At 51.8% G+C, this 12,522-nt stretch carries 13 protein-coding genes; 10 read left to right on the forward strand and 3 right to left on the reverse strand.

All coding sequences use genetic code 11. From position 1 onward, the window contains the following. The first annotated feature begins 63 nt into the window (after nucleotides 1-63). Nucleotides 64-1,485: a DegQ family serine endoprotease gene (locus Q9292_RS09315; protein WP_313987218.1), complete on the forward strand. Its 1,422-nt coding sequence runs from the start codon at nucleotides 64-66 to the stop codon at nucleotides 1,483-1,485. A 70-nt stretch (nucleotides 1,486-1,555) separates the two neighbouring features. On the opposite strand, the gene Q9292_RS09320 is transcribed toward Q9292_RS09315, so the two are convergent. Beyond that, nucleotides 1,556-2,113 carry a hypothetical protein gene (locus Q9292_RS09320; RefSeq protein WP_313987220.1) on the reverse strand — a complete coding sequence of 186 codons (558 nt, stop codon included), beginning with the start codon at nucleotides 2,111-2,113 and terminating at the stop codon, nucleotides 1,556-1,558. A 280-nt stretch (nucleotides 2,114-2,393) separates the two neighbouring features. Here Q9292_RS09320 and lepA point away from each other — a divergent pair, with 280 nt between their 5' ends. The 6 genes from lepA to recO are packed head-to-tail and all read left to right on the forward strand — an operon-like array spanning nucleotide 2,394 to nucleotide 7,835. Beyond that, nucleotides 2,394-4,193 (forward strand): translation elongation factor 4, encoded by a 1,800-nt coding sequence (lepA, locus tag Q9292_RS09325; RefSeq protein WP_194749477.1) that lies wholly within the window; start codon nucleotides 2,394-2,396, stop codon nucleotides 4,191-4,193. 49 nt (nucleotides 4,194-4,242) lie between these two features. Further along, entirely contained in the window at nucleotides 4,243-5,058 is an 816-nt protein-coding gene (gene lepB / locus Q9292_RS09330) for a signal peptidase I (RefSeq protein ID WP_194749478.1), read from the forward strand. Nucleotides 5,059-5,105: 47 nt separating this feature from the next. Continuing rightward, a complete protein-coding gene (locus Q9292_RS09335) occupies nucleotides 5,106-5,459 on the forward strand; it encodes a DUF4845 domain-containing protein (RefSeq protein ID WP_194749479.1) in 354 nt (117 codons plus the stop codon). A 22-nt stretch (nucleotides 5,460-5,481) separates the two neighbouring features. After that, nucleotides 5,482-6,153 (forward strand): ribonuclease III, encoded by a 672-nt coding sequence (gene rnc, locus Q9292_RS09340; protein ID WP_313987224.1) that lies wholly within the window; start codon nucleotides 5,482-5,484, stop codon nucleotides 6,151-6,153. Then, on the forward strand, nucleotides 6,150-7,052 hold the full coding sequence (gene era, locus Q9292_RS09345; protein WP_194749481.1) for a GTPase Era: 903 nt from the start codon (nucleotides 6,150-6,152) through the stop codon (nucleotides 7,050-7,052). The genes rnc and era overlap by 4 nt, the downstream gene beginning before the upstream one ends. Before the next feature lie 30 nt (nucleotides 7,053-7,082). Beyond that, nucleotides 7,083-7,835 carry a DNA repair protein RecO gene (gene recO, locus Q9292_RS09350; protein WP_194749482.1) on the forward strand — a complete coding sequence of 251 codons (753 nt, stop codon included), beginning with the start codon at nucleotides 7,083-7,085 and terminating at the stop codon, nucleotides 7,833-7,835. Nucleotides 7,836-7,995: 160 nt separating this feature from the next. On the opposite strand, the gene Q9292_RS09355 is transcribed toward recO, so the two are convergent. Both Q9292_RS09355 and Q9292_RS09360 read right to left on the reverse strand, forming a co-directional pair. Then, nucleotides 7,996-8,484, reverse strand: a complete 489-nt coding sequence (locus Q9292_RS09355) for a PEP-CTERM sorting domain-containing protein (protein ID WP_313987229.1) — start codon at nucleotides 8,482-8,484, stop codon at nucleotides 7,996-7,998. Between the two features lie 81 nt (nucleotides 8,485-8,565). Continuing rightward, nucleotides 8,566-10,215: a hypothetical protein gene (locus Q9292_RS09360; protein WP_313987232.1), complete on the reverse strand. Its 1,650-nt coding sequence runs from the start codon at nucleotides 10,213-10,215 to the stop codon at nucleotides 8,566-8,568. A gap of 270 nt (nucleotides 10,216-10,485) precedes the next feature. On the opposite strand from Q9292_RS09360, the gene pdxJ reads away from it, so the two are divergent. Genes pdxJ through Q9292_RS09375 form a run of 3 tightly spaced genes read left to right on the forward strand, consistent with a single transcriptional unit; the run spans nucleotide 10,486 to nucleotide 12,442 of the window. Further along, nucleotides 10,486-11,214 carry a pyridoxine 5'-phosphate synthase gene (gene pdxJ / locus Q9292_RS09365; RefSeq protein ID WP_313987234.1) on the forward strand — a complete coding sequence of 243 codons (729 nt, stop codon included), beginning with the start codon at nucleotides 10,486-10,488 and terminating at the stop codon, nucleotides 11,212-11,214. Between the two features lie 29 nt (nucleotides 11,215-11,243). Then, nucleotides 11,244-11,624, forward strand: a complete 381-nt coding sequence (acpS, locus tag Q9292_RS09370; RefSeq protein WP_313987237.1) for a holo-ACP synthase — start codon at nucleotides 11,244-11,246, stop codon at nucleotides 11,622-11,624. A 5-nt stretch (nucleotides 11,625-11,629) separates the two neighbouring features. After that, nucleotides 11,630-12,442, forward strand: a complete 813-nt coding sequence (locus Q9292_RS09375) for a tRNA threonylcarbamoyladenosine dehydratase (protein ID WP_313987239.1) — start codon at nucleotides 11,630-11,632, stop codon at nucleotides 12,440-12,442. Nucleotides 12,443-12,522 lie beyond the last annotated feature (80 nt).

The raw sequence follows: 12,522 nt of genomic DNA on the forward strand, positions 1-12,522 counted from the left end.
GGATGTTCGGCGTGTACAATCAACAACTTAATTTTTAATAATCATTAAATGATAGGAATAATCATGATGAGACGATGGATGTCTGGCCTCATGTTCGCGTGTGCCATCACATTGACCCAACCAATCTTGCATGCCCAGGCTAAGGACTTGCCTGATTTTACTGAACTGGCGGAAAAACAAGGTCCGGCAGTCGTGAATATCAGCATTACTTCGGTGGTGCATGGCGGCGGTACCATCGGTTTTCCAGGCATGCCCAACGATGAGAACTTGCAAGAATTTTTGCGCCGCTTCGGCATTCCAGGCATGCCCGGGATGCCAGGTCAGGAAGGTGGGCAGGATTATAAAACCCAGTCACTGGGCTCGGGCTTCATCCTGAGTAGCGATGGCTATATTTTAACCAACGCGCATGTGGTGAACGAGGCCGATGAAGTGCTGGTGAAGCTGTATGACAAGCGTGAATTCAAAGCCAAGATTATTGGTGCTGACAAGCGCACCGATGTGGCCTTGATTAAGATCGAGGCGACCGGCTTGCCCAAGGTGACTGTAGGGGACCCGAATGCGTTGAAAGTTGGGGAATGGGTGGCAGCGATTGGTTCGCCATTTGGTCTCGAAAACACAATGACGGCCGGTATTGTCAGTGCCAAGGGTCGCGCCTTACCGCAAGAAAACTATGTCCCGTTTATTCAAACCGATGTCGCCATCAACCCGGGTAACTCGGGGGGGCCATTGTTTAACTTGCGCGGTGAGGTGGTCGGCATCAACTCGCAAATCTACAGCAAGAATGGCGGTTCCATGGGCTTGTCATTCAGTATTCCGATTGATGTTGCCATTGATATTTCCAACCAGCTCAAGGCCAATGGCCGCATTTCACGCGGTTGGCTTGGGATTGGCATTCAGGAAGTGACCAAGGACCTGGCTGAGTCCTTTGGTCTCAAGCAAACCAGCGGTGCCTTGATTGCCGGCGTCGAGAAAAACAGCCCGGCCGACAAAGGTGGGCTGGAAGCCGGTGACATTATTCTCAAGTTTGACGGCAAGCCGATTACGACATCGAGTGATTTGCCTCGTGTGGTGGCAGCCACCAAACCGGGTAAAGTGGTGCTGGTAGAAATCCTGCGTAAAGGTGCCAGCAAAACCTTGCAACTGGGCGTTGGTGAAATGCCGAGCGAGCAACCTGAAGCTGCCGCAACCAGCAAAGAACCCACTAAGGCCGAGTCCAACAAGATAGGCTTGACCCTGCGTGAATTGACGCCACAGCAAAAGAAAAAGCTCAACGGCAAGAATGGCCTGCTTGTGATTGAAAGTGTGGGCGCGGCTGCACAGGCCGGGATCCGTCGCGGTGATGTCATTCTCGGTTTGAATAACAATGAAAGCCAGAGCGTGGATGCCTTTAACAAACAGATCAATGCGGTTGCCAGTGGCAAAACGATTGCTGTTCTGGTGCAGCGTGGAGATAGCACGCTGTATGTGCCGATTAAAGTAAAATAAGGCACGGCTGCTTGCAGTGAACAAAAAAAGACAGGGCGACCTGTCTTTTTTTGTTTTTGAGGTGGGGGATTTAGTAGGCGAGCATGGAAATATTGTCACTGCTGAGTTTTAATTGATTCAGCGCTTCAACCACACTGCGAATATTTTCATGGATGGCACCCTCGTTCGCAATTTTGATGCGAATAAAGCCAATCGCTGAGTCGCTAAACGTCGCAGTGTAGGGCGTAGAAATGATTTTTGAGTAAAGGACTTTTTGGGTTGCGCGTTCTGTCAGGGTGTACTCCACGGCAGCTGTCACTGTCATGTCCAGCCCGGCAACCGGTTGATCCAGGCTTAGTAATTTGGCGTCCAGTGTGTATTTGCTGCTTTGTCCTGAGTTGCTCAGTAACATTGCATTACGCAAAGACTCCTCAAGAGCCTGCTTGAATCCATCATTGCCCACCTTGGAAACCCACAGGGGATTGGTCGATTTCCCGCCAGAGACTGATTGAATGGTGACGTTTTCTTTAAGTTGCGCATTAGGCAAAGAGCTTTGAGTGGTCGGTTTGACTGTCATTTTGTCAATGGCGGCGGGTGAGGCACAACCAGCCAAGAGTGCTGAAGTGAGTACAAGCACGACTTTGTACATAAGATTTACTCCCTGAAATATGTTTTTAGTGAATGCAGCGTCCCCATAAGCGTGGACGTTTGCAAACTTTAATGCAGAACGGTCAGGCGAGCATGCTGTTCGCATTTAAAAAGGGATTAATCGGGAAATTTTCCTGGGTTTGGCTGTGCGCTTTATAGGGCCGCCCGCACTTGCCGCAAACAAAATAAATAACTGATATTCATGCATTTGCTGTAAAATACGCACGATTTGAAAGGCGCTTCAAGCGCCTTTCTTGCTTGTAAATAACGCATAACAGAACATGAAAAATATTCGTAATTTTTCGATCATTGCCCACATTGACCACGGCAAATCCACTTTGGCTGACCGCATTATCCAGTTGTGCGGTGGCCTGGAAGCACGCGAGATGGAAGCGCAAGTGCTCGATAGCATGGATATCGAGCGTGAACGCGGCATTACGATCAAGGCACAAACAGCGGCGTTGCAATACAAAGCCAATAATGGCGAAACCTATTTCCTCAACCTGATTGATACCCCTGGGCACGTTGACTTCAGCTATGAAGTCAGCCGCTCCTTATCGGCCTGTGAAGGTGCATTGCTGGTGGTGGATGCTTCGCAAGGCGTGGAAGCGCAAAGTGTGGCTAACTGCTATACCGCGATTGATCTCGGCGTGGAAGTGACGCCCGTCCTGAACAAGATCGACTTGCCATCGGCAGACCCTGCGCGCGTGTCACAGGAAATTGAAGATGTGATTGGGGTGGATGCCACTGATGCGGTGCGTTGCTCAGCCAAAACCGGCGAAGGTGTGCGAGACGTGCTGGAAGAAGTGGTTGCCAAAGTGCCACCGCCTAGAGGCGATGTGTCGGCTCCATTGAAAGCGCTGGTGATCGATGCCTGGTTTGATAACTATGTGGGTGTGGTCATGCTGGTGCGCGTGGTGGATGGTGTGTTGCGCGCCAAGGAAAAAATCCGCCTGATGGCCACCGGTGCCGAATACCTGTGTGAGCAGGTGGGGGTGTTTACGCCCAAGTCCTTGCAGCGTCAGCAACTGAGCGCGGGTGAGGTCGGCTTTATCATTGCCGGCATTAAAGAGCTGGCGGCGGCCAAGGTCGGTGATACGGTGACGCTTGCCGGGGCAGGGAAATCTGCCACTGAACCACTGCCAGGCTTTAAAGAAGTGAAGCCGCAAGTGTTTGCCGGGCTGTATCCGGTCGAATCCAACCAGTTTGAGTCCTTGCGTACTGCGCTGGAAAAATTGAGCCTGAATGACTCCAGCTTGCAGTTTGAGCCAGAAAATTCCACAGCACTGGGGTTTGGTTTCCGCTGCGGATTCCTCGGTTTGTTGCATATGGAAATCGTACAAGAGCGCCTGGAGCGTGAGTACGATATGGATCTGATTACGACCGCGCCCACCGTGATTTATGAGCTATTGCTCAAAAGCGGCGAGGTCATACAAATCGAGAACCCGTCACGTTTGCCTGAGCCTTCACGCATTGAAGAAATCCGTGAGCCCATGATTGTAGTCAATCTGCTCATGCCGCAAGACTATGTCGGGCCGGTGATGACCTTGTGTAATAACAAGCGCGGTGTCCAGCGTAATATGCAGTATATGGGCCGCCAGGTGATGTTGAGTTATGAAATGCCGCTGAATGAGGTGGTGCTCGATTTCTTTGATAAACTGAAGTCGGTTTCGCGTGGCTATGCCTCGATGGATTACGAGTTTCTCGAGTTCCGTGCGGCCGATCTGGTCAAGCTGGATATCATGGTGAACGGTGAGCGTGTGGATGCATTGAGCCTGATTGTGCACCGCGCCAACAGCATTTACCGTGGCCGCGAACTGGTTTCTAAAATGCGCGAGCTGATTCCACGGCAAATGTTTGATATTGCCATCCAGGCATCGATCGGCGCCAATATTATTGCGCGTGAAACTGTGAAGGCGATGCGTAAAAACGTGCTGGCTAAATGTTACGGCGGCGATATTACGCGTAAGCGCAAGTTGCTGGAAAAACAAAAAGAAGGTAAAAAGCGTATGAAGCAGGTGGGCAATGTGGAAATTCCACAAGAAGCCTTCCTGGCGATCTTGCGTGTAGAAGATAAATAATCACGATTCATCATCACCTCGCGTGATGGTGCTTACTCAGGAAACAAGCATGTATTTTGCAATTTTTATGTTGGTGATTTTGCTGGTGTCAGGGGTGATCTGGCTGCTGGATATCCTGGTGCTGCGCAAGCAGCGCCAAGCCGGTGCGCTCGGAGAGGTGCCTGATCCATGGTATGTGGAATACAGTAAAAGCTTTTTCCCGGTCATTCTGCTGGTATTTACCGTCCGCTCATTTATCGTCGAGCCATTCAAGATTCCTTCCGGCTCGATGATGCCGACGCTGTTGGCGGGTGACTATATTCTGGTCAATAAATTCACCTATGGCCTGCGTGTACCCATCCTCAATAATGTGTTTTACCCCATGGGTAAGCCGCAGCGTGGTGACGTATTTGTGTTTCATTATCCGCCAGACCCATCAATCGACTATATCAAGCGTGTGGTTGGTCTGCCCGGCGACAAGATTCAGTACCGTGACAAACAGCTGACTATTAACGGCAAGGTGATTAGCCTGGATTTTATCGCGCCTTACCAATATGCCTTGAGCGTTAACGACGAAAGCGGCAACGCCCGTGCGGTGGATGTCACCGCCTCACGCCTGAGCGAGCAACTGGGCGACGTCAAGCATGATGTACTGATTCATGACATCATGAACCAATATGGCCCAGGTAGTCTGGGTGACCGCTTCATGCAGGGCGAAACCATTACCGTGCCTGAAGGCGAATACTTTGCCATGGGCGATAACCGTGACAATAGTTCTGACAGCCGTGTCTGGGGCTTTGTCGCCGAAAAACATCTGGTGGGAAAAGCCTTCTTTATCTGGTTCAATTTTGACCAGTGGCGCCGTATCGGGCAACGTATCGGCTAATGCTGCGGTCAGCCGTGGCGAGACGTCTCTTTTTGAGGAAAGCATCTATGAAATACTCAAAGATTTCTGATCAACACGGGATCGGCTTTATCGGTTTTTTACTGGTACTGACGGCATTTGGCATTTTGGGCCTAGTCGCCTTGAAAGCCTTGCCTGCCTATATGGAGTATTTCTCGATTCAATCCACGATTAACCGGATTGCGCATGACCCGCTGTTGCAAAGCGAGCAGGACATGCGTACGGCGTTTGATCGTCAGATGCAGGTCGATAGTATTAAAGACGTTTCCAGCCGTGAGCTCGAAATCAGTGCAGGGGCGGTGGCCATGCGTTACCAGAAAAAGATACCGCTCACTGAGACCATGTCTCTGTTGATTGATTTTGATGCTGCCAGCAAACCCTAGTGGCAAAAGGGATCGTCATTCAATGAGCTTACTGCCTGTCTTACAAACCAGAATTGGTTACCAATTTTCGCAACCTGACTTGTTGCAGCAGGCGCTCACGCACCGCAGCTTTTCGGCCACTAATAATGAGCGGCTGGAGTTTTTAGGCGATAGCGTTTTAAACTTTATTATTGCGCACCAGCTGTTCAATTTGTTTCCTGATATCCCCGAAGGCGATTTAAGCCGACTGCGGGCCAAGCTGGTCAAAGAATCCAGCCTGGCCGAGATTGCCATCAGCCTGCATTTGGGCGATGCGCTCAAGTTGGGCGAGGGAGAGTTGAAAAGTGCTGGTTGGCGTCGCCCGTCTATTCTGGCCGATGCGCTGGAGGCGATTGTCGGTGCTGTCTATCTGGATGGCGGGTTTGACTCTGCGCAGCAGGTGGTGGCGTTGTTGTATCGCGACAAGCTGCAGACCATAGATCCAACATCGATCGACAAGGATGCCAAATCGCAGTTGCAAGAATACCTGCAAAGCAAAAAAATGGATTTGCCTGAATATCAGGTGGTGTCTATCGAAGGCGAAGCACATGCACAAACGTTTACCGTGCAATGTAAAATTAAAAAACTCAAGTTGACGACCACAGGTGTGGGCACCAGCCGCCGCGTGGCTGAGCAACAAGCGGCCAAATTGGCCATGGACAAGATACAATCATGACAGAACAGACAACAGCCTCAGACCATTTCCGTTGCGGCACCATTGCCATCGTAGGCAGGCCCAATGTGGGCAAATCGACCTTGCTCAACCATATTCTGGGCATGAAGCTGGCGATTACTTCGCGCAAGGCGCAGACTACCCGTCACCGTCTGCTCGGGATTCATACCACTGAAGACACGCAGTTTTTGTTTGTCGATACCCCGGGTTTTCAGCAAAAGCATATTAACGCGCTCAATAAGTCGCTTAATAAGACCGTCACCCAGGTATTGACCGAAGTCGATGTAGTGCTGTTTGTGATCGAGCCGATGAAACTGGGCGAGGCCGATGAGCTGGTGCTTAAACTGCTGCCTAAGAACAAACCGGTATTGCTGGTGGTGAATAAAGCCGACCTCATGGGCGACAAAGGCAACTTGCTACCCCTGATTCAGGACTTTGACTTGCTGTTTGACTTTGCGGGCATTATCCCGGTTAGTGCCAAAAAGAATCTTTATCTGGATGAGCTGTTAGCCGCGATTCGCGAGCATCTGCCCGAGCAAGCTGCCATGTATGCCGAAGATGAACTGACGGATAAAAACGAGCGCTTTCTGGCCGCTGAGCTGGTACGCGAAAAAGTGTTCCGCCTGTTGGGTGATGAAGTGCCTTACTCGGTGACGGTAGAAATTGAAAAGTTTGAAACGGTGAAAAACCTGCGCCGCATTTTTGCGGCGATCATTGTCGATAAAGAAAGCCAGAAGCCCATGATCATTGGCAAGGGTGGCGAGAAATTAAAACAGATTTCAACCGAAGCGCGCCAGGACATGGAAAAGCTGTTTGGCTCCAAAGTCTATCTTGAAACCTGGGTCAAGGTAAAAGGTGGTTGGGCAGACGATGCGCGCGCGCTAAAAAGCCTGGGTTTCTAGCCTGGCAGGTTCTTTTCTACTGGCATCCACATGGCAGTAAAACCTTCTGATTCAGGCAGTCACAAACAAAGTCTGCAACCGGTTTTCATTCTTCATACCTACCCCTTTAAAGAAACCAGCCTGGTCGTCGAAATGTTCAGTCGCGACCTGGGCCGCATTGCCGCCGTGGCTAAAGGCGCGCGCCGCCCGCTTTCAGCCATGCGTGGCATGCTGCAATCTTTTCAGCAACTGGCTGGCACCTGGTCGGGTAAAAATGAACTCAAAACCCTGCATGACTTGGAGTGGATGACCGGCCTCACCTTGCTCAGGGGCGATGCGCTGATGTGCGGCTTTTACATGAACGAGCTGTTGCTGCGGCTGCTGCCGCGCGACGATGCCCATGTGCAGCTATTTGAATATTACGCACAAACCGTACAGACACTGTCGGCCCTGCCGATGCCGGTAGATGGCACGCAACTGGCCATGGTCATGCGCAAGTTTGAACTCAAAATGTTGCAAGAACTCGGCTACGCCGTTCCGCTCACCCATGATGAACATGGTGAAATCATCCATGCCGATAGCACCTACCGTTTTGAGGCAGATTATGGCGCTTGTGATCCGTCTGCCACTAAAAACGGCCTGCTGATTCTGGGTAATACGCTCTTACAAATGGCGCGTGGCGACTACAGCGATAGCACCACTCAAGCGCAAAGCAAGCAGTTGATGCGTTATTTATTACAGCATTATCTGGGTGAAAAGCCCTTGCATACCCGGCAATTGCTGGTGGATTTACAAGGGTTCTGAGTCCGTCATTGGCGCGATCTCGCGTTCGACTGGGAATGATCTCGGGGGGTGCAAGGTGAGTGACAGATCAGCACTCACCTTGGCTTGGTGTCCAGTCATAAGCTGACCGGCAGCGCTAGATTCGGCCTTGCTTAATACGTCTCACAAAGCCGGCCTGAATTTAGGCGGCTTTCTGTTGGCGACGTGCCAGCAAGCCAAACACAGCCAAGCCAGCCAGGAGCATGGCGTTGGTTTCTGGCTCAGGAACGGCAGTTGCTTGCTGAACAAAACTGAAATAGCCCGAATTGCTGACCGTGGATAGTCCCTGTGCGGTGAACTCAGAGAAATAGCTATTATCAGGATACAACGTCAGGATAAACGTCGACGCGCCGTTATTGGCTGCAAACGTAAACCCCTGTTTGTCTATGCTAATGCTGGAATCGCTAGAGCGATAGCTGACGTTGTCCAAGGGGTCATTCAGGACAAAGTCCAGCACGCTGAAATTATAGTTTAATGAAAATGGCGCGCTGGTGGTCATGCTGCCAGAGAAGGTTGGGTCGCCATTCACATCATCGACCGCCACAATGTTGTAACGATAATCGGCCAGTGCTACACCGCTACCAGCAAAGGTGAGCGCCAGAAACACTACTAAATATTTAATCAATTGCATCACAAATCCTAAAAAAGTTAAATCAATCAAACGCCCGTCATGTGTCGATGAAGAGGCGCGTCTTGCGCCTCCTATTTCATCTTAACGAACGGAAACGAACACCGGGTTGGAGTAAAACCACAGGCTGCTGTAGTTGCGGTCGTTAATCGCGTTGACACGACCATTGTTATCCACGCCGCCCTGATTGTTCAGTACCCAGGTTTTCTGGTCTGCCAGCGGTTCGCCGTTGTAGCTGAACCCAGGCGCATCCACCGCCAGGTTAGTGCCGCGCAATCTGAAGTACTGGTTTTTGTTGGCGACCAGCTGCACAGTCACCGAGGCAAACCCATCTTTGCCTACTTTCCAGTCGGCTGCGGTGAATCGCTTCAGCACGCGTGTAGACGGGTTGGTGGCAACGTTGTAAGCCGCAGAGTCCGGGCTGGCTTTGGGCGTGACATCACCGACAATTAAGTCCACATGGTTGACCACAGGTTTCATGTTGGCGAGGGTGTTGCCATCAACCGGCTTCAGGTAATTGTTGAGATCCGGGCTCTTGAAGCGCATGGTCAATTTGATTTTTTCACCCGCACCAACCTTGATTTCCTGGCCCATAAATGCGGTGCCAGACGAACCAACGACGCGGAAGTCCAACGCATTGATCAAGTCACCAAACACGCCAAACATGCGGCCTTCACGCAGGCTGGCGATCAAGCCGGTGGCTGTGCCTTTGCCGCTTTCTGGCATCCACACGTAGTTCTTGGCATATTCGCCTGGATAGTAGCCGCTGCTATTGCTGGCTGCATCAATCTTGAAGTGTGAATCGGAGTCTGCGATGTTCCAAACGTGGCGACCTTCGCCTAACAGCGCATCCCATACGCCGCCCACTTTGGCAACAACGGCGTCCACGCCGCCATAGGTGCGGTTAGGCAGGTTCGCGTCAATATAGGCAGAGGTATAGCCGCCACGGTCAGGCTCCATCTGGTTACCGACCATGCCTTCAATCATAAACACGATATCCGGGGCCAAGTCATTCATTTGACGAAAGTCCTTGATCGTATATTTGTTTGGATTGCGAGACGGGTGGTTGATGGTGGCAAAGCTGGTGGTCGGATAATGGGTTTTTAACCAAGCGATCGCGGACAAGGCGTCTGCGCCGGTTTGGTTCGGGCGAATCGAACCATTCCTGTTTTTCCAGGCCGCGACATCCTGCGGGTTAAACAACGATTCAGACAGGGTGGTAAACAGATACTGGAATTCTTTGGCACCATCGGTGGACGTCTCCAGCGTCGATTCATTCTGGAACATGACTACATTGGCATGGTCATGGGTAGGCATATCCCATTCTGCAGCCGAGAGTATCATCTTGTCTGCGTAAGTGCCGCCTGCCTGCATGTCTTTCACGTGCGGAATCTCAATCGACTCCATCGCATAGGCAAATGGCACGGGTTTGGCCAGCAAATTGCCGTTCTGATCATATTTGGAAGAGCGTAAATGATTGCTGAGAATCATCCAGTCCAGTTTGTAAGTACCCAGCGCCTTGTCTAGCAAAAAGTCCAGGGTCTGCGTCGTACGAGAGTCATCAGACTCCACGGTATGGGTATGCAGGTCACCAGCCATCCAGGAACCTTTACCTTCTGTAGGGGCAGGCATAGGCTTGACTTCCAGGCCAGAGACTAACGACACGGCACCGAATGACAGGCCCGCGACAGCGGCCACCATGGCCGTTGATTTAAATACTTTTGATTTATTCACAATTATCCCGCTTGATTAACATCCCCAGGCTGGGGCATGGTAGTGTTGAAAGTGTTTACTACGCGGGCATGATGACGGACGCGGATTAATCTTTAATGACGGCCGAGATATATTCGCGTGACAGCGGCCTAGGCATGCACTGTGGTCCCATTTGCTGGTGATCTACACAGACTGCTCCGCAGATTGATGGTTGATGGCAGCGCTTAATGGTATGGTTTTACACTGTCAGCAGGTAAAATAGGGCTTTGTCCGTTCTCTTATCAGTTAACTATGTTAAAACTAGGCGTCAATATCGATCACGTGGCCACCATCCGTCAGGCGCGTGGCACCAAATACCCCAGCGTGGTGCAGGCTGCATTGCGTGCAGAACAATCCGGCGCTGACAGCATCACGCTACATTTGCGCGAGGATAGGCGCCACATGCAGGATGCGGATATTTTTGCCTTGCGGCCGTTACTGCAAACCAAAATGAACCTGGAATGTGCGGTGACCAGCGAGATGATTGATATCGCCATTCAGGTTAAACCACAGGATGTCTGCCTGGTGCCAGAGCGGCGTGAAGAACGCACGACGGAAGGCGGGCTGGATGTATTGACCCACTATGCCAAAGTCGAACACGCCGTTAAAAAACTGTCTGAGCAAGGTATCCGTGTCTCCTTGTTTATTGCACCCGATCTGGCGCAAATTGATGCCGCCGCCAAGATGGGCGCACCTGTGATTGAGTTGCATACCGGCACCTTTGCCGATGCGGAAACTGAAAAAGCGCAACTGGCCGAACTGGATAAAATTACCACCGCGCTAAACCATGCCAAAGCCGCCGGCTTGGTGGTGAATGCCGGGCATGGCCTGCATTATCACAATGTGCATCATATTGCGCGCTTGCCAGGCTTTGAAGAGCTGAATATCGGCCACGCGATTGTGGCGCATGCCTTGTTTGTGGGCTGGGACCATGCGGTCAGTGAAATGAAATCTCTGATGAAAGAGTTTGCGCCCAGATAATCGGATGGCACTGTAACTGAGGAGTGGCGATGATTTATGGGATAGGCACGGATATTGTCGAGGTCGAGCGGATTCAGTCTTCGCTTGAGCAGTTTGGTGACGCCTTTGCCAAGCGTATTCTGGCAGAGGTTGAGTGGCCGGATTATGAGGCCAGCCAGCTCAAAGCCCGCTTTCTGGCCAAACGGTTTGCGGCGAAAGAAGCCTTTGCCAAAGCCATCGGTACCGGCATTCGCGGTGAAGTCAGCTTCCATAACATCGCGGTGACGCATGATGCCTTGGGGCGTCCCTTGCTGCAATTATCTACCGCCTTGCAGGCTTTTCTCAAACAGCATCATATCCACCAGTCGCATATCAGCATCAGTGATGAGAAAAATCTTGCCCTGGCGTATGTGGTGCTGGAAACAAGCTAGGGGTAATGGATTTGGACTTGTCTGTCGATGTCGAGATGGCGCGCCGCTTTTCCGGCGTGCGCCGCTTGTATGGGGAGCCGGGCCTGGCGCGTTTGCAGCAAGCGCATGTCATGGTGATCGGCATCGGTGGCGTCGGCTCTTGGGCCGCCGAGGCACTGGCGCGCAATGCGGTGGGCAAGCTCACGCTGGTAGACCTGGATAATATTGCCGAATCGAACATGAATCGCCAGATTCATGCACTGTCAGGCAATCTGGGCAAGGCCAAGGTCACAGCCATGCAGGAGCGGATTGCCGAAATTAATCCCGTATGTGTCGTGAACGAGATTGAGGATTTTGTGACGCCGGACAATCTCGCGCAAATGCTGGCCGGGCAACCAGACCTGATTGTGGACTGCATGGATGATACCAAAGCCAAAATTGCGCTGGCTGCTTATTGCAAACAACACCGCTTGCCGCTGGTGATGGTCGGCAGCGCCGGGGGCAAGCTTGATGCGACGCGGTTGCGCCTGGCGGACCTCGCGCATGTGCAGGGTGACCGCATGCTGTCAAAAGTGCGTAATCAATTGCGCCGTGACCATGGCTTTCCCAAAGCCTCGGATCACAAAAAATCAAGCAAGTTTGGCCTGATAGCCGTGTATTCAGATGAGCCCGTGGAACGCCCGCAGGAGGCTTGCGAGACGCCTCAAGCGGGCCTGACTGGCCTGCATTGTGCGGGCTATGGTTCCAGTATCTGCGTGACGGCGAGTGCGGGTTTTATTGCCGCGCAGCAGGCGATTCAACAGCTACTTTCTGCAGTAGCTTCCACTCTGCCAACTTAACTATTCGCCGCTGCGACAGCATGGCTGTCATCAATTGGGTTGAACATTGTCAGTGTGAGGGCGTCTACCAGATAGCAGGC

This window comes from Methylophilus sp. VKM B-3414, from assembly GCF_032248435.1.
Taxonomy (GTDB): Bacteria; Pseudomonadota; Gammaproteobacteria; order Burkholderiales; family Methylophilaceae; genus Methylophilus; species Methylophilus glucosoxydans.